The organism is Acidovorax sp. FJL06 (genome assembly GCF_003852545.1).
In the GTDB taxonomy this organism is placed as follows: domain Bacteria; phylum Pseudomonadota; class Gammaproteobacteria; order Burkholderiales; family Burkholderiaceae_C; genus Acidovorax.
This window is the reverse complement of sequence record NZ_QAJR01000021.1, coordinates 1-17033: the sequence shown is the minus strand read 5'-3', so window position 1 is coordinate 17033 and position 17033 is coordinate 1. Positions and strand designations below refer to the sequence as shown.

Annotated in this window: 16 protein-coding genes; 7 read left to right on the top strand and 9 right to left on the bottom strand. The window is 67.7% G+C overall.

Annotated elements, in window-relative coordinates; translation table 11 throughout:
* Positions 1-155: 155 nt before the first annotated feature.
* The 4 genes from DBV10_RS13540 to argC all read right to left on the bottom strand — a co-directional run bounded on the left by DBV10_RS13540 (position 156) and on the right by argC (position 2964).
* The gene (locus DBV10_RS13540) at positions 156-839 is read right to left on the bottom strand and encodes a pentapeptide repeat-containing protein (RefSeq protein ID WP_124514151.1); all 684 of its coding nucleotides are present in this window, start codon (positions 837-839) and stop codon (positions 156-158) included.
* Positions 840-912: 73 nt separating this feature from the next.
* On the bottom strand, positions 913-1260 hold the full coding sequence (locus DBV10_RS13535; protein WP_124514150.1) for an SMR family transporter: 348 nt from the start codon (positions 1258-1260) through the stop codon (positions 913-915).
* Positions 1257-1799, bottom strand: coding sequence for a TetR/AcrR family transcriptional regulator (locus DBV10_RS13530; protein ID WP_233589913.1), 543 nt, complete (start codon positions 1797-1799; stop codon positions 1257-1259). The genes DBV10_RS13535 and DBV10_RS13530 overlap by 4 nt, the downstream gene beginning before the upstream one ends.
* A 226-nt stretch (positions 1800-2025) precedes the next feature.
* Positions 2026-2964, bottom strand: coding sequence for an N-acetyl-gamma-glutamyl-phosphate reductase (gene argC / locus DBV10_RS13525; RefSeq protein ID WP_124514148.1), 939 nt, complete (start codon positions 2962-2964; stop codon positions 2026-2028).
* A gap of 168 nt (positions 2965-3132) precedes the next feature.
* Between argC and DBV10_RS13520 the strand changes: the two genes are divergently transcribed.
* Positions 3133-4020 (top strand): LysR family transcriptional regulator, encoded by an 888-nt coding sequence (locus DBV10_RS13520; protein ID WP_124514147.1) that lies wholly within the window; start codon positions 3133-3135, stop codon positions 4018-4020.
* 15 nt (positions 4021-4035) lie between these two features.
* Here the strand turns inward: DBV10_RS13520 and DBV10_RS13515 are convergent, their stop codons facing one another.
* From DBV10_RS13515 to DBV10_RS13500, 4 genes are read right to left on the bottom strand one after another with little or no spacing between them, the layout of a single operon-like run.
* Positions 4036-5373 carry an MFS transporter gene (locus DBV10_RS13515; protein WP_124514146.1) on the bottom strand — a complete coding sequence of 446 codons (1338 nt, stop codon included), beginning with the start codon at positions 5371-5373 and terminating at the stop codon, positions 4036-4038.
* 51 nt (positions 5374-5424) lie between these two features.
* Positions 5425-6516 (bottom strand): hypothetical protein, encoded by a 1092-nt coding sequence (locus DBV10_RS13510; protein ID WP_124514145.1) that lies wholly within the window; start codon positions 6514-6516, stop codon positions 5425-5427.
* A gap of 10 nt (positions 6517-6526) precedes the next feature.
* Complete coding sequence (locus DBV10_RS13505; RefSeq protein WP_124514144.1) at positions 6527-7312, bottom strand: SDR family NAD(P)-dependent oxidoreductase; 786 nt, start codon at positions 7310-7312, stop codon at positions 6527-6529.
* Positions 7309-7842 (bottom strand): ester cyclase, encoded by a 534-nt coding sequence (locus DBV10_RS13500; RefSeq protein WP_124514143.1) that lies wholly within the window; start codon positions 7840-7842, stop codon positions 7309-7311. Before DBV10_RS13500 ends, DBV10_RS13505 begins: the two co-directional genes overlap by 4 nt.
* A 204-nt stretch (positions 7843-8046) precedes the next feature.
* Here DBV10_RS13500 and DBV10_RS13495 point away from each other — a divergent pair, with 204 nt between their 5' ends.
* The gene (locus tag DBV10_RS13495; protein WP_124514142.1) at positions 8047-8757 is read left to right on the top strand and encodes a Crp/Fnr family transcriptional regulator; all 711 of its coding nucleotides are present in this window, start codon (positions 8047-8049) and stop codon (positions 8755-8757) included.
* On the opposite strand, the gene DBV10_RS13490 is transcribed toward DBV10_RS13495, so the two are convergent.
* Positions 8758-9492 (bottom strand): TetR/AcrR family transcriptional regulator, encoded by a 735-nt coding sequence (locus DBV10_RS13490; RefSeq protein ID WP_124514141.1) that lies wholly within the window; start codon positions 9490-9492, stop codon positions 8758-8760.
* A gap of 346 nt (positions 9493-9838) precedes the next feature.
* On the opposite strand from DBV10_RS13490, the gene DBV10_RS13485 reads away from it, so the two are divergent.
* The 5 genes from DBV10_RS13485 to DBV10_RS13465 all read left to right on the top strand — a co-directional run.
* Positions 9839-11188 (top strand): NAD(P)-dependent oxidoreductase, encoded by a 1350-nt coding sequence (locus DBV10_RS13485; protein ID WP_124514140.1) that lies wholly within the window; start codon positions 9839-9841, stop codon positions 11186-11188.
* 56 nt (positions 11189-11244) lie between these two features.
* Positions 11245-12558 (top strand): NAD-dependent dihydropyrimidine dehydrogenase subunit PreA, encoded by a 1314-nt coding sequence (preA, locus tag DBV10_RS13480; protein WP_124514139.1) that lies wholly within the window; start codon positions 11245-11247, stop codon positions 12556-12558.
* 218 nt (positions 12559-12776) lie between these two features.
* The gene (locus DBV10_RS13475; RefSeq protein ID WP_124514138.1) at positions 12777-14234 is read left to right on the top strand and encodes an NCS1 family nucleobase:cation symporter-1; all 1458 of its coding nucleotides are present in this window, start codon (positions 12777-12779) and stop codon (positions 14232-14234) included.
* Positions 14235-14305: 71 nt separating this feature from the next.
* A complete protein-coding gene (gene hydA / locus DBV10_RS13470) occupies positions 14306-15757 on the top strand; it encodes a dihydropyrimidinase (RefSeq protein WP_124514137.1) in 1452 nt (483 codons plus the stop codon).
* Between the two features lie 26 nt (positions 15758-15783).
* Positions 15784-17033: Zn-dependent hydrolase (locus tag DBV10_RS13465; protein ID WP_148090341.1), on the top strand; the 1250-nt coding region annotated here is incomplete at its 3' end.

Below are 17033 nucleotides of genomic sequence, written 5' to 3'. Positions count from 1 at the left end.
GGCACTTCGCGTTGTGCGGGGGGCTGCTGCCATGGGGAGTGTTTTGAACCCGCAGCGCTGAAACCAGGCACGCAGACGGGGCTCCCAGAGGGAGCCCTTTTTGTTTTGGGCTGAGTGCTTCCGCCGCCCCGCCCGCCTGCGGCCGCAGGGGGCTTTTACACCACCCGGATGCCCAGGCCACTGACCAGCGCGGCTGCCTGGTCCGTCGAGAGGATGGCGCCCTTGAAGAACTGCGCCAGCGCGGTGATTCGCAGGCCTCCGAGGTCTGTGGCCCGCAGGTCGGCGCCGTCAAACCGTGCGTTCTTGAGGTGGGCATCGCGCAGGCTGCCGCCTTCAAAAATGGCGTCCCGGAAGTCGCAGCCTGACACATCGGCGTCAGACAGGTCCAGTTGCTCGATGGTTTGCTTGCGAAACGAGATGCCCCGAAGGTCGGCGCCCACCAGCAAGGAGTCGTGAAAGCCCAGGCCCAGGGTCTGCGCCTCGCGAAACTGCGCGCCCGTCAGTTTGACTTCGGCAAAGCGCGCCGAGGCAAGCGTGGCTTTGGCCCAGTCGGTGTTGTTCAGGTCGCAGCGGTGAAAGCGTGCGTCGGTCAGGTTTGCAAGCTGGAAGCGGGCCCCGCCTGCCCGGCAGTCCAACCAGCGGGTATCGCTCAGGATGGCCTTGTCCAGCACCGTTTCTGCCAACGAGCAGCCCAGGAACTGGGCACCCCGCAGCGCCAACCCCGACAGGTCTGCGCCATCGAAGGTGCAGTGCTCAAAATGCAGCACGGCCTGAGGGTCAGTAGCCAGGTCTTTCAGGTCGGCGCGGGACAGGGTCTGGTCGGCAAAGGGGATGGTCATGGGCAGGAAAACAAAGCAAAGGTGCGTGTAAGCCGGGGGCGGAGGTGGTGCTGGCGGGGTAGGGGCGCAGAGGTCAGTGGCCCACGCTGCGCGAGAACAGGTTCACCACCAGCACGCCCGCCACAATCAGGCCCAGCCCCAGCACGGCGGGCGCATCAAGGCGCTGCCCGTACAGCAACCAGCCCACGGCAGAAATCAGCACGATGCCCACCCCCGACCAGATGGCATAGGCGATGCCGATGGGCAGGGTGCGCAGCGTGAGCGACAGCAGGTAGAACGACACCAGGTAGGCCACGGCGGTGACCAGGCTGGGCGCCAGGCGTGTGAACCCGTCCGAGGCCTTGAGCGCCGAAGTGCCCAGCACCTCCGCCAGGATGGCCAGGCCGAGCAGCAGGTAGCTGGAGGCGGGCGTGGCGCTCATGGCCGCGCCCCGCCGCCGCAGAGCTTCAGCAGCAGTGCCAGCAGGTCCGCCTGGCGCTGTGCGCCGAGTTCGTACACATCCAGCATCTGCGCAAACCAGAAGCCATCGCCCGCCAGGCGGCACACGAGCAGCAGGTTGGCGGTGTCCGCGTCGGGTCCATCGGCCGCCAGGGCGGCTTGCATCGTGGCATGCCAGCGCTCGCGGCACGCAGGAGAGGTGAGGGCCAGCAGGCCGATGGCGCGCTGGGTATCGACCCGGTTGCAGTCCGCCTGGCCATCAAAGCAGGTGCGGATGTAGGCGCGTGCATGGCGCCCGGGGGTGTCGGCTTCCTGTTGCAGGGCACGGTCGTAGCTTTGTTCAAACTCTTCAAACAGTTGCTCGGACAGCGCATCGAGCAGGGCCTGCTTGCTGCGAAAGTGGTGCTGCAGGCCCCCCTTGGTCACGTTGGTGCGGTGGGCCACAGCCTCCAGGGTGACGGCATGGGGGCCTTCGTGCACCAGCAGGTCGCGCACCACGGCCAGCAGCTGGCTGCGGATCAACTGAGGCTGTTTTTGTCGGCGGTGGGCTTCTGTCATTGAACAAACCATCTGGATGGATTGTTTATTGTAAAAGCCCTTGGTCCAGGGATTCAGGAAAGCCCCCGCTGCACCGTGAGGGCTTTGTTTGGCGCCCTGGCTGGTGTCCCGGGGGCTTGTGTTCCCGCTCCCCGGGCCGCATGGCAGGCGGGCAACCGAGCCCTGGACGGTGGGCGGGGCCGTGTGGCGGCTACCGCGCGATGTGGCCCAGCATCAGGTCCAGGTTCTGCACGGCCGCCCCCGAGGCGCCTTTGCCCAGGTTGTCGAACACCGCCGTGAGCAGCACCTGCCCGTGCCGTGGGTTGTGGAACACGCCCAGCCGCAACTGGTTGGTGCCATTGAGGGCCTGGGGGTCCAGGTGCTCAGCGGCTTCGGCCTGCATCAGCGGCATGACTTCGACATGGGCTGCCCCCGCGTAGTGCTGCTGCAAACAGGCGTGCAGCCGCTCGCCGCTGGCACCCGAAGGCAGTTGGTGCACAAACAGGGGAATGCTCAGCACGATGCCCTGGCGGAACGCGCCATAGGCAGGCACGAAAAACGGGCGCTGGGCCAGGCCCGCGCGCTGTGCAATTTCGGGCGGGTGCTTGTGCTCCAGCTTCAGCCCATAGAGCTGAAAGGCCGGGGCATGGGTGGCGCCGGGGCCCTCATGCTCGTCCACACGGGCCCGCCCGCCGCCCGAGTAGCCCGACACCGCATGCACCGCGACCGCGTGGTCGGGGCCCAGCAGTCCGGCCTGCACCAGGGGGCGCAGCAGGGCCACGGCGCCCGTGGGGTAGCAGCCCGGGTTGCTCACCCGCTGGGCGCTGGCGATGCGCGCAGGCTGGGCCGCATCCATCTCGGGAAACCCATACACCCACAGTGGATCGGTGCGGTGCGCCGAGCTGGCGTCGATCACCCGCACCGCGGGGTGGGCGATGGCGGCCACGGCCTCGCGGGCGGCGGCATCGGGCAGGCACAGGATGGCGATGTCGCAGCTGTTGATGGCTTCGGCACGGCGGGCTGCGTTCTTGCGCTCGTGGTCGGGCAAGGTCAGCAGGCGCAGGTCGGTGCGGCCGCGCAGGCGCTCGTGGATCTGCAGGCCGGTCGTGCCTTGGTCGCCGTCGATGAAGACAAGGGGAGAGGGGGTCATGGGGTGGGGCTCCTGGCAGTGGCATCGCGGTCCATGGAGGGGACGGCATGGACGCATCGGATCAAGGGACGGGATGGAAAAGATGGAAGGGATGCGCAATCTTCGGCCCCGGTCTAAACTTTGAAAAGTTGAATTTCACAAACATCAGAATCAGGTTTACTGAACGTCATGCGCGAACTCAACCTCGACCGGCTGCGGACCCTGGTCACGATTGCCGACCTCGGCTCCTTCGCCGAAGCCGCGCGTGCGCTGCACCTGGCGCCGCCCACGGTAAGCCTGCACATCGCAGACCTAGAAGCCCACATCGGTGCGCCCCTGCTGGTGCGCAAGCGCGGCGAGGTGCGGCCCTCGGGGGTGGGCGAGGCCCTTGTCGAACGCGCGCGGCGCCTGCTGACCGATGCGGACGAGGCCATGGACCTGGTGCAGCGCCAGGTGCAGGGGCTGGCCGGGCGGGTGCGCTTGGGGGCCTCGACCGGCGCCATTGCGCACCTGCTGCCCCAGGCGCTGGAGGTGCTGGGCCAGCACCACCCGGGGGTGGATGTGCAGGTGGCCGTGCTGACCTCGCCAGAGACCATGGCACGCCTGGCCAGCGGGGCGCTCGACATCGGCCTGGTCGCCTTGCCGCAGCCCGCCATGCGCGGTGTGGCGGTGCTGCCCTGGCGGCGCGATCCAGTCATGGCCTTTGTGCCTGCTGCCTGGGCGCCGCACCGGCGCGCCACCCCCCGCTGGCTGGCGGGCCAGCCGCTGATCCTGAACGACGAGGGCACCAGCCTGTCGCGGCTGTGCACGGAGTGGTTCGCCCGGGTGGGCGAGCACCCTCGGGCGCGCATTCAGCTCAACTACAACGACGCCATCAAGAGCCTGGTGGCGGCCGGCTACGGGGCCACACTGCTGCCCCATGAGGCATCATCCGCCGCGCCGCTGGACCCGCGCGTCCGCATGCTGCCGCTTCAGCCCCGGTTGTGGAGGCCTTTGGGCATTGCCCATCGCACGGGCCCCATGGAGCGGGCCACCCAGCATGTGCTGGATGTGCTGTGGCAGCAAAAGCAGGCATGAGCCCTGCCAGCGTGCTCAACGCCCTGCGCTGCGGCCGCGCCCCACGGCCAGCACCATCAGCACGGCGGCCAGTACCAGGGCGCCGCTCAGCAGGTACAGGCTGAGCGTGAAGCCGCCGGTTGCCGTCTTGATGGCGCCCACCATCACCGGCGCCACCACGCCGGCCGTACCGCCGATGGTGGTGATGAGCGCGATGCCCATCGCTGCGGCATTCCTGCTCAGCAGGCTGCCCGGCACGGCCCAGAGGATGGCGAAGGCGCTGGAGATGCCGATGGAGGCCAGCGACAGGCAGGCCACGGCCGCCACGGGGCTGTGCAAGAAGAGGGTGGTGAGCGAGAGCCCGGCGGCGCCGATGCAGGCCGTGGCGGCAAAGTGCCAGCGCCGCTCCTGCCGGCGGTCGGAATGCCCGGCGATGAGCAGCGTGGCCGCGATGCCGGCGGCCGCCGGCACCACCGAGTACAGGCCGATCTGCATCACCGACAGCCCCATGGACTGCAGCAGGGTGGGTTGCCAGAACGACATGGCATAGATGCCCAGGATCACCAGGAAGGAGACGAAGCCCAGCAGCCACACCTGGCCGTTGCGCAGCGCGCTGCCGAAGCTACTGCGTGCATCCGCGCCGCTGGCCGCCTGGTCGCGCGCCAGGTCGTCCTGCACCTGGCGCTTCTGCGCAGGCGTGAGCCAGCGCGCGGCCTGTGGCCCGTCGTCGAGCAGTTGGTAGGCCAGCACGGCCAGCAGCACGCAGGGCGCGCCCTCCACCAGGAACAGCCACTGCCAGCCGTGCAGCGACCAGACGCCGTCCAGCCAGGTCATGGTCGCGCCCGCCAGCGGGCCAGCGGCGATGGGCGCCGCCCCATAGGCCATGAAGAACAGGGCCGTGACCTTGGCCCGGCGTTGCGACGGAAACCAGAGCGTGAGGTAGAACAGCACGCCCGGCGCAAAGCCCGCCTCGAACACCCCCACCAGGAAGCGCAGCACGTAGAACTGCGCCGGCGTGGTCACCCACAGCGTGGCCGCCGAGGCCAGGCCCCACAGCCCCATGATGCGCAGCAGCGTGAGCCGAAAGCCCACGCGCGCCAGCAGCATGTTGCTGGGTATCTCGAACAGCGCATAGCCGATGAAGAAGATGCCCGCGCCCAGGCCGAACACCGCGTCGCTGAAGCCCAGGTCGCTCTTCATCTGCAACTGGGCGTAGCCGATGTTGGTGCGGTCCAGGTAGTTGAAGACGTAGCAGGCGAACAGCACCGGGATCAGCCGCCAGGCGATCTGGCGGTAGGTGGCGTCGTCGGCAGCGGTGGCGGGCGCTTGCGAGGCGCCCGCATCGGCGGGAAAGATGGCAGCGGGGGAGTGCATGGCGTTTGTCTCGTGTTGTCTGTCTTATGGGGGAGAAATCAGTGGGCCGGCTCAGGTGGGCCGCTGCAGTGCACCCGAAGTGGTCGTGCCCCAGAGGTGGCTGGTGGGCGCGCCCGGAAACAGCCAGTGCGGCGAGCACTCGCTGGATGGCACCACGTTGCTGAAGCCATGCGTGGCCGAGGTGCCCGCGATGGTCTTCTCCAGCACCATCGACAGGTACTGGTCCACGCTGCCCTCCTGCGTGTTGCCGTTCAGGATCACCTCGGAGCCGGTGGCCTTGGCGTAGCGGCGGATGCCGTTGTGGCGCGAGGCCTCGGGGGCCCAGCTGTCGGCGCTCACGCCGTTCTCGCTGCTCACACGGATGCCATCCGGGGTGCGGTAGACCAGCGAGTGGTTGCCCTCCGTATGGCCCGGCGTGTGCACCAGCGCGATGCCACGCCCCAGCTGCACGCTGCCATCGAAGGGCACGATGCGTTCGGGCGCCACGCCCTGCAGCCCCGCAGGGCAGTACCAGTCGGCCTGTGTGGGCAAGAGGCCTGCCACGCTGGCCAGTTCCTGGCGGTGCACCAGCAGGCGTGCGTTGGGCAGCAGCCCGCGCTCGCTGCCCGTGCCCAGCCAGCGGCGCAGGTTCTGGGTGTGCAGGTGGTCGTAGGTGATGAAGTCGATCTGCTCCGGTGCCACGCCCACCGAGGCCAGGGCCTGCAGCACCGTGCCGTGCACCGGCGCGATCACGCCGTGCAGGAACTTGGGCGTCTGCTCGCTCAGACGCTTGAAGTAGGGCGTCTCGCTGCCGGTCTCGAAATCGGCGGGGGTGAACAGCAGGTGTTTGAGCTGGCCCTCGAAATCCTCGAACTGCACCAGCACCGTGCGTGCCAGCAGGTGCACCATGTGCGGCTTGAGCAACTGCTGCGAGTACACGCCGTTGAAGGCGTACCAGGCCGGGTAGGGGATGCGCAGCAGGTCGAAGCTGCGCGCATAGCGCACCGGGGGCTCATCGAGAAAGCGCTCGCGGAACTGCCCGCCCGCGCGGCGCAGGGCGCGCAGCCGGTCCTGCGGGGTGGGGGCGCTGCGCGCGCCATCGAAGTCGGCCACGGGCTGCAGCAGCAGGCCTTCCGGCGTGAGGGAGTCGGTCATCATGTTCATGAAAATTTCCTCAGTACAAGGAACGGCCGCCGGAGATGTCGAAGACGGCACCGGTGCTGAACGAGCAGTCGGCAGACGCCAGCCAGGCCGCCATGGCCGCCACTTCGGCCGGCTCGACGAAACGCGCCATGGGCACGCGCGACAGCAGGGCCTGGTGCAGTTGCGCACGGTGTTCCTCGGGAACACCGTCGAACACCCCGGTTTCAGCGGCAGACGGTGTGACGCAGTTCACCAGCACGCCCGCGCCGGCCAGCTCCTTGCCCAGCGACTTGGTGAGTGCGATCAGGCCGGCCTTGGAGGCGGAATACGCGGCATTCAGGCCATTGCCCTCTTTGCCCGCGACCGAGGCGATATTGACCACGCGCCGGCCCAGTGCGGGGGCACGCTGCGCCTGCATGTCGGCCAGCATGGCCGGCACCAGTGCGCGGCAGCACAGGAAGGCGCCGGTGAGGTTGATGTCCAGCACCGTGCGCCATTGGGCGGCGCTGTGCTCCCAGGTGGGCACCAGCGGGCCCAGCACGCCTGCGTTGTTCACGAGCACGGTGGCCGGGCCCAGCGCGGCGGCGCTGTCCTGCGTGGCGGCGTTCACGGCGGCCTCATTGCGCACGTCGGTGACGGCGGTGAACACGCGCCCGGGTGCGTCCAGCGCCTCTGTGGCAGCCTGCAGGGCGCGGGCGCCGATGTCCCATAGCGAGACGGTCGCGCCTTCGTCCAGAAAGCGGCGCGCAATCGCCAGCCCGATGCCCTGCGCCCCACCCGTCACCACCGCATGGTGGCCCTGCAGGCGCCCGCTCATGCCGTGGCCTGCTCGGGCACCGGGGCCTTGCCGGCGGTGGCGGCCTGGCCGCCCAGCAGCGCGCCGATGATGCCCGGCAGCGCGGCCGGTGGCACACCCACCAGCAGCTGGCGCAGCATGGTCAGCGTGTCGAAGTACACGCGCTCGCAGACCAGGTGCTCGGCCGCGTCGAAGATGAACAGCGCGATCATCCGGCAACGGAAGCTGTTGCCCGTGGGCGGCAGCGCCCCCAGCGGCCCCTTGTGCGTGCCCAGCAGCCAGAACTCCACGATGACCGAGTCGCCGGCATGGCGCAGCTCAATGATCTCGTGCCGCTGGTCCGGAAAGGCCTGGCGCGTGGCCGTGTAGTAGCGGCGCACGTCCTCGTTGCCGTCGTGCACCTCTCCGGTGGGTATCAGCTCATAGTGCGGGTGCGGAAAGGTGCTCAGCACGGCGTCGAAGTCCTGGCGGGTCTCGTCGGCGAAGTGGTCGAGCACGGTCTTTTCGCGGCGGGCATTGCGCTCGGCGGTGGCGGCGGGGGTATTCGTCATGGGGATCCTTGGGGTCGGTTGCGGTACAGGGATGCAGCAGTGCGCTGCAGCAGGCCCACTATCCGCAGAGCGCCGCGGCGAGACTGTCCGGTGTTGGCAATTGCGGCTCGGTACAAACCCGCGGGTGTCTGGTTGGCGTCGCCATGGCGACCGCTGCGCCCGCACAATTCCTCTCGCCAGTCATCTCTGCACGAGCCGCACGCCATGCCTTCCCTACCTGAACCGGCAAGCATCACCGGACTGCCGGCCCACCTCGGCCCCCGGGCCGACGAGCGCCTGCGCCTGCCGCAGGAGGTGCAGCACGCGCTGCTGCAAGTGGCCCACCGGCGCCAGCTGCAGCGCGGTGACTCGCTGTTCCTCAAGGGCTCGGCGCCCGACGCGCTGTTCGGCATGGTGCAGGGCGCCCTGCGCGTGAGCGTGGCTGCGCAGGATGGACGCGAGGCCGTGATCGCCGTGCTGGAGCCCGGCCACTGGTTCGGCGAGGTCTCGCTGTTCGTGGGGCAGGAGCGGGTCTACGACACCTGTGCGGTGGAGCCGTCCGAGGTGGCCGTGGTCCAGGCGGCAGACTTCCACCACCTGATCGCCACGCAGCCGGCGCTGCACATGGCCTTCACGCGCCTGGTGTGCCTGCGGCTGCGCCAGGCCCTGGCCTGGATCGACGACGCCATCCTGCAGCCGCTGCCCGTGCGGCTGGCGCACCGGCTCATGACGCTGGACTCCCGCTCGGCCGGAGACGGAGCCTGCACCGTGCTGGCCGTCTCGCAGGAAGACCTGGCCTTCATGCTCGGCGTCTCGCGCCAGAGCATCAACCGCCAGCTCAAGCAGTGGGAGGACGGCGGGGTGCTGCGCGTGGGCTACCGCGTGGTCGAATTGCTCGACCGGGAGCGCCTGGCGCGGGCCGCGCAGCCAGGGTGATCAGTCCGTCTCGGGTGCGCTGTCGTCCTGCGCGGTCGCTTCGGGCTCCAGCGCCTTGACCACCATGCGGCAGATCAGCTCCTCGGCCTTGGCATAGTCGCGCTCGGTCAGCGCGGGCTTGCCCAGCAGCAGGGCGAATTGCGCCTCTTGCTCGGCATAGGCCTGGGTGACGGACCAGATGATGAACATCAGGTGCGTGAAGTTCACCTTGGCGATGCGGCCCTCGCGCGCCCAGCGTTCGAAGGTGCGCACCTCGGTCTTGAGCAGGGGCGCCACGCGCTCCGTGATGGCCTTGCCATAGCGTGGTGCGCCGGCAATCACCTCTTTGGTGAACACCTTCGCCCCATTGGGGCGCTCGCGCGAGTAGCGCAGCTTGGCGCGGATGTAGCGGCGCAGTGCCTGTTGCGGGTCGTCGCTGTGCGACAGGTCTTCCATGCCTTCGAGCCACTGGGTGAGCACATCGTCCAGCACGCGCTGGTACAGCGCCTCCTTGCTGGGGAAGTAATACAGCAGGTTGTGGCGGCTGAGGCCGATGGCCGCAGCAATGTTCTCCAGGGAGGCGCCTTCGAAACCGAACTGTGCAAAGTGGCTCTCGGCCTCGGTGAGGATGCCCCGCTCCTTGACCAGGCGCGAGGCCTTGGGGGCGCGCTGCGCGGTGTCGTCGCTTCGGACGGCGCGCGGGGCTTTGGGAAGGCGGGGGGCGGTATCGGCTTTGGGCGGGCGGGCGGCTGTCATTGCACCATTGTGGAACAAGCCGGGGTCCCAAACTGCCAATTCTGTGGCCTGGGGCTGGCACGCGGCTTGCTGTAGGGATTTTACCAATTGGTAAATTTTTACGGATTGGTAAATTGAACCACAACGCAGGGCACCGCCGCCGCAAAGCAGCGGGCACCTGCCACCCCACTGCGAGGACCACGATGAAACCTCCGAAGTTTGCGGGCACAGGTGTTGGCACCAACACCTGTGCCGCATTGGCTGGCCCCGGCCGCATGCGCCGCTGGCGCTGCATGGCACCGGCGTGCATGAGGGCCTGCATGGCCAGCGCCCAGACCCCCACCCTGACCCCCTCGGAGGAAACCTGATGGACACACCCGCAAGCCGAGCCTGCGGCATTCATGCCGCACGCCTGAACCTGGCCGACTACGCTGTCAACTTCGGCGATGCCCACCCGCCCCTCACCAAACCCCAGGCGCTGATCGAGGCCGAGCGCTGCTACTACTGCCACGACGCGCCCTGCGCCACGGCCTGCCCCACGGGCATCGACATCCCTTCGTTCATCCACCGCATCGCGCAGGACAACCACCGGGGCGCCGCCCGTGCCATCCTGGAGGCCAACCCGCTGGGCGGCATGTGCGCCCGGGTGTGCCCCACCGAGGTGCTGTGCGAGCAGGCCTGCGTGCGCAACACCAATGAAGACAAGCCGGTGGAGATCGGATCGCTGCAGCGCTATGCCACCGATGCCTTCTTTGCCCAGCCCGGCGCGCCCTTGTTCCAGCGCGCGGCGGCCACCGGCAAGCGCATGGCCGTGGTGGGTGCGGGGCCTGCGGGCCTGGCCTGCGCCCACGGGCTGGCGCTGCGCGGGCACGACGTGGTGCTGTTCGAGGCGCGCCCCAAGCTGGGGGGGCTCAATGAATACGGACTGGCCAGCTACAAGACCACCCACAACTTCGCGCAGAAGGAGGTGGAGTGGCTGCTGTCCATCGGCGGCATTGAGGTTCGCACGGGCCAGCAACTGGGCCGTGACATCACGCTCGACAGCCTGCTGGGCGCGTACGACGCCGTGTTCCTGGGCCTGGGCCTGCAAGGCGTGAATGCGCTGGGCGTGGCCGAGCCTGTGGCCACAGGCCTGCGCAATGCCGTGGACTTCATTGCCGAGCTGCGCCAGAGCACGGATCTTTCCACCTTGCCCGTGGGCCGCCGCGTGGTGGTGATTGGCGGTGGCATGACGGCGGTGGATGCCGCCGTGCAGTCGCGCAAACTGGGCGCCGAAGAGGTGACCATCGTCTACCGCCGGGGCGCCGAGGCCATGTCAGCATCGGCCGTGGAGCAGCAGTGGGCACAGACCAACGGCGTCACCATCCGCCACTGGGCGGCGCCCAAGGAGGTGCTGAGCGAAGGCGGTGCCGTGCAGGGCGTGCGCTTTGCCGCCACGGCGCTGAGCGGCGGCAAGCTGGTGGAGACCGGCGAGACCTTCACGCTCGCGGCCGACATGGTGCTCAAGGCCATTGGCCAGACCTTTGTGGCCGAACCGGTGGGCAAGGGCATTGCCCTGGAGGGGGGGCGCATCGTCACCGATGCAGAAGGCCAGACCCGCCTGGCACGCGTCTGGGCCGGGGGCGACTGCCGCGTGGGCGGTCGCGATCTCACGGTGGAAGCGGTGGAGCACGGCAAGGTGGCCGCTGTCTCCATCCATGCCGCGCTGACGGCCTGAGCCGTCCCCGCCACGGCTTCACCGCACTTCATTCCTGCACTTCACGGGAGCTCCCCATGGCAGACATCCGCAGCAATTTTCTGGGCATCCAAAGCCCCAACCCCTTCTGGCTGGCCTCCGCGCCGCCCACCGACAAAGAGATCAACGTCACCCGCGCCTTCGAGGCGGGCTGGGGCGGCGTGGTGTGGAAGACGCTGGGCGAAGACCCGGCCGTGGTCAACGTCAACGGCCCGCGCTATTCCACGCTGATGTCGCAGGATCGCCGCGTGATCGGCCTGAACAACATCGAGCTGATCACCGACCGGCCCCTGCACACCAACCTCGAAGAGATCAAGCGTGTCAAGCGCAACTGGCCGGACCGGGCCATGGTCGTCTCGCTCATGGTGCCCTGCGAAGAGCAGAGCTGGAAGGCCATCCTGCCGCTGGTGGAGGACACCGGCGCCGACGGCATCGAACTCAACTTCGGCTGCCCCCACGGCATGAGCGAGCGCGGCATGGGCGCCGCCGTGGGCCAGGTGCCCGAGTACATCCAGATGGTCACGGCCTGGTGCAAGCACTACAGCAAGCTGCCCGTGATCGTGAAGCTCACGCCCAATATCACCGATGTGCGCCAGCCCGCACGCGCAGCCAAGGCGGGCGGGGCGGATGCGGTGTCGCTCATCAACACCATCAACTCCATCATGGGCGTGGACCTGGACCGCATGGTGATGAGCCCGAGCACCGACGGCTGGGGCTCGCACGGCGGCTACTGCGGCCCGGCGGTCAAGCCCATTGCACTCAACATGGTGGCAGAGATCGCGCGCGATGCGCAGACCGCTGGCCTGCCCATCAGCGGCATCGGCGGCATCACCACTTGGCGCGACGCGGCCGAATACATTGCGCTCGGCTGCGGCACGGTGCAGGTGTGCACGGCCGCCATGGTCTACGGCTTCAAGATCGTGCAGGACATGTGCGACGGGCTGTCGAACTTCATGGACGAGCACGGGTATGCCACGCTCGACGACTTCAAGGGCCAGGCCGTGCCCACGGTGAAGGACTGGAAGAACCTCAACCTCAACCACATCGAGAAAGCCGTCATCAACCAGGACGCCTGCATTCAGTGCGGCCGCTGCCATGTGGTCTGCGAAGACACCTCGCACCAGGCCATCACCTTCACCAAGGACGGCGGTGTGCGCAAGTTCGAGATCAACGAGGCCGAGTGCGTGGGCTGTAACCTGTGCGTGTCGATCTGCCCCGTGCCCGAGTGCATCACCATGCGGGCCTTGGAGCCTGGCGAGGTGGATGTGCGCACCGGAAAAAAGGTGACGGGCGAGTACGCCAACTGGACTACGCACCCGAACAACCCCCAGCGCGTGTCTGCGGCAGCTTGACAGGCGCCCCGTGCGTGTGCCGCAGGTCCTGCAAGGCGTTGCGACAGCACCTGTTGTGGTGCCGATTTGCAACGCATGCTGCACTGCATCTGGTGCAGTTCTTGCGTGATCTCTAGCATCGCTCGCTTCCCTTTGCCCGCCATCTGCCAGCGTGAAGGCGCCGGACCAGACAGCGGGTTGTGTGCAACCCCAACGAAGTCTTTGACAGGAGTACAGGCATGACCAACAGTACCGGCAGCGCGGCCCATGTGGCGGGGCTGATGCCCGGCGACGCATCCAACACGCTCGCCAATGAAGATCTGCTCCCCACCACCGCTGCGCAGCGACACTGGACCTGGAAAGACTTTGCTGCACTTTGGGTGGGCATGGTGGTGTGCGTGCCCACCTACACCATGGCCAGCTCCATGCTGGACCAGGGCTTCACCTGGCAGATGGCCGTGTGGCTGGTGTTCCTGGCCAACTGCATCGTGCTGGTGCCCATGGTGCTCATTGGCCGCGTGGGGCCGAAATACGGTGTGCCGTTCCCGGTGCTGGCGCGCGCCTCGTTCGGTGTGAAAGGCGCCAACCTGCCGGCCGTGCTGCGCGGCCTGGTGGCCTGTGGCTGGTTCTCCATCAACTGCTACTTTGGCGCGCTGGCGCTGCATGGCTTCTTGAACATCGTGGGCATGGGGCTCGCCGGGCCTGCGGATGGGCAGACCATCAGCACCTCGCAGTTCATGTGCTTCCTGGCGTTTTGGGCCGTGCACATCTGGTTCATCTGGAAGGGGCCGGAATCCATCCGCAAGCTCGAAGTGATTGCCGCGCCGCTGATGATCATTGCCTCCGTCGTGCTGGTGGTGGTGCTGATGATGCGCGTGCCTTCGGGGCAGCTTTTCAACCTGCCGGCCAAGGTGGTCGAGGGCGGACCCAAGACATGGGCGGCCCTGACGGGCCTGGTGGGCTTCTGGGCCACGCTGGCGCTCAACATCCCCGACTTCACGCGCTTCGCCAAATCACAGAAGGACCAGGTCGTGGGCCAGGCCATCGGCTTGCCAATTCCCATGGCGCTGTTTTCCATGGTGGGGGTGATTGGCTTCTCGGCCTCGGCCATCCTGTACGGCAAGGCCCAGCTGTTCCCCGACGGCTTGCTGACCCAGATGGGCAGCGTGGCGGCGGGCCTGGGCCTGCTGGTCATCCTGCTGGCCAACCTGACGACCAACGTGGCCGCCAACCTGGTGTCGCCGTCGTACGACTTCAGCCAATGCGCACCGTCCAAGATCAGCTTCCGCATGGGCGGCCTGATTGCCGCAGGCATCGGCCTGCTGTTCATGCCCTGGAAGCTGCTGGCCACGTCGGGCGGCTACCTGTTCACCTGGCTGGGCGGCTACGGCACGCTGCTGGGCGCGATTGCAGGCATCCTGCTGGTGGACTACTACCTGGTGCGCAAGAGCGAGCTGAAGGTGGACGACCTGTACCGCCGGGGGGGCGAGTATGAATACAGCAACGGCTGGAACATGCAGGCGCTCGTCGCCTTCCTGCTGGGCGTGTTGCCCTGCCTGCCCGGCTACCTGGCCGTGTCGGGCGTGGTGGACAAGGCGGGCATGCCCGCCATCTGGCTCACGCTGTTCGACTCGGGCTGGTTTTTCAGCCTGGCCGTGGCCGGCACCTACTACTACCTGACCGCGAAGAAGAAATGAGTCCTTGGCCCTGCCTGGGCCTGGTGCCAGTGCAGGGTCTTTTTTGATCTGCATCCCTGAAGGAGACCCCCATGACCCAAGCCCTTGTGATCCGCGGTGGTACCGTGGTCAATGCCGACCGTGAGCAGCGCGCCGACGTGCTGTGCGTGGATGGACGCATCGTTGCCGTGGGCGAAGGCGCGGGGCTCCAAGCCCCTGCAGGGGCGCAGACACTGGATGCCAGCGGCCAGTACGTGCTGCCCGGCGGCATCGACCCGCACACGCACATGCAGCTGCCGTTCATGGGCACCGTCACCATGGACGACTTCTTCACCGGCACGGCCGCCGCGCTGGCGGGGGGCACCACGAGCATCATCGACTTCGTGATCCCCGACCCGCAGGAGCCGCTGATGGACGCCTACCGCAAGTGGCGCGGCTGGGCCGAAAAATCGGCCGCCGACTATTCTTTCCACGTCGCCATCACCTGGTGGAGCGAGCAGGTGCGTGCCGACATGGGCACCCTGGTGCAGCAGGAGGGCGTGAACAGCTTCAAGCACTTCATGGCCTACAAGAACGCCATCATGTGCGACGACGAAACCCTGGTGAACAGCTTCAAGCGTGCGCTGGAGTTGGGTGCCATGCCCACGGTGCATGCCGAGAACGGCGAGCTGGTGTACCTGCTGCAGCAAGAGGTCGCCAAGATGGGCATCACCGGACCCGAAGGCCACCCCCTGTCGCGCCCGCCCATGGTCGAGGCCGAGGCCGCCAACCGGGCCATCGCGATTGCCGACGTGCTGGGCGTGCCCATCTACGTGGTGCATGTGAGCTGCATGGAGTCGGCCGACGCCATCGCCCGCGCCCGCGCGCGCGGCCAGCGGGTGTACGGCGAGGTGCTGGCCGGGCATCTGCTGGTGGACGACAGCGTCTACCGCGACCCCGACTTTGCCAAGGCCGCGGCCTACGTGATGAGCCCGCCGTTTCGCCCCAAGGGCCACCAGGAGGCGCTGTGGCGCGGCCTGCAGTCGGGCCAGCTGCACACCACGGCCACCGACCACTGCACCTTCTGCGCCGCGCAGAAGGCCATGGGCAAGGAGAACTTTGCCAAGATCCCCAACGGCACGGGCGGCGTGGAAGAGCGCATGGCAGCGCTGTGGGATGGCGGCGTGAACACCGGGCGCCTCACCCCATCCGAGTTCGTGGCCATCACCTCGGCCAATGCGGCCAAGCTGTTCAACATCTACCCGCGCAAAGGCTTCATTGGCGAAGGCGCTGATGCCGACTTGGTGTTGTGGGACCCTGAGGGCACCAAGACCTTCTCGGCCCAAACGCAGTTCAGCAAGGGTGACTTCAACATCTTTGAAGGCCGCACCGTGCGCGGCATCCCCAGCCACACCATCAGCCAGGGTCGGGTGGTGTTTGCCAATGGCGATCTGCGTGCCGAGCAGGGCAAGGGCCGCTACATCAAGCGCCCGGCTTTCGGCACCAACTTCCAGGCCGTGCAAAAGCGCGCACAGGACCTCGCACCTACCGCCGTTGCGCGATAGCTGCTGATACGCATCTGGAGAACACCATGGATACCAAAGTGAAGACCGACATCGAAAACCTGCGCATCAACGGCGAACGCCTGTGGTCCTCCCTCATGGAGCTGGCGCAGATCGGCGCCACCCCCAAGGGCGGCGTGTGCCGCCTCACCCTCACCGACCTGGACAAGCAGGGCCGCGACCTCGTCACCCGCTGGGCGCGCGAAGCGGGCATGACGGTGACCATCGACAAGATCGGCAACGGCTTCATGCGCCGCCCCGGGCGCAACAACAGCCTGCCGCCCATCATGACCGGCAGCCACATCGACACCCAGCCCACGGGCGGCAAGTTCGACGGCAACTACGGCGTGCTGGCGGGCATCGAAGTCGTGCGCACCCTGAACGACCACGGCATCGAAACCGAAGCCCCCATCGAAGTCGCCTTCTGGACCAACGAAGAAGGGTCGCGCTTCGTGCCCGTGATGATGGGCTCGGGCGTGTTCGCCAAGGCCTTCACCCTGGAGCACGCCTACGCCGCCACCGACACCGAAGGCAAAAGCGTGAAAGGCGAACTCGAACGCATCGGCTACGTGGGCGACCAGGAACCGGGCGACCACCCCATCGGCGCCTACTTCGAAACCCACATCGAACAAGGCCCCGTGCTGGAAGACCACGACAAGACCATCGGCGTGGTCAGCGGCGTGCTGGGCATCCGCTGGTTCGACTGCACCGTGACCGGCATGGAAGCCCACGCCGGCCCCACGCCCATGGCGCTGCGCAAAGACGCCCTGCTGGCCGCCACCCACATCATGCAGGACGTGGTGGCGGCGGCCCACCGCCACCCACCCCACGGCCGGGGCACCGTCGGCATGGTGCAAGTGTTCCCCAACAGCCGCAACGTCATCCCCGGGCGGGTCAAGTTCAGCATCGACCTGCGCAACAGCACCGACGCGCTGGTGGACCAGATGGCCACAGAAGTCAAAGCCCATGCGGAGAAGATAGCCAAGGAGCACGGCGTGCAGGTGCACATCGAGATGGTGTCCAGCTACCCGGCGCAGGCCTTCCACGAGCACTGCGTGGAGGCGGTGGGCCGGGCGGCCAAGAAGCTCGGGTACAGCCACATGCCGGCGGTCTCGGGTGCGGGGCACGACGCGGTGTACATGGCCAAGCTGGCGCCGGCGGGGATGATCTTCATTCCGTGCAAGGACGGGATCAGCCACAACGAGATCGAGGATGCCAAGCCGGAGCACATCACGGCGGGGTGCAATGTGCTGCTGCATGCCATGTTGGAGCGCGCGGG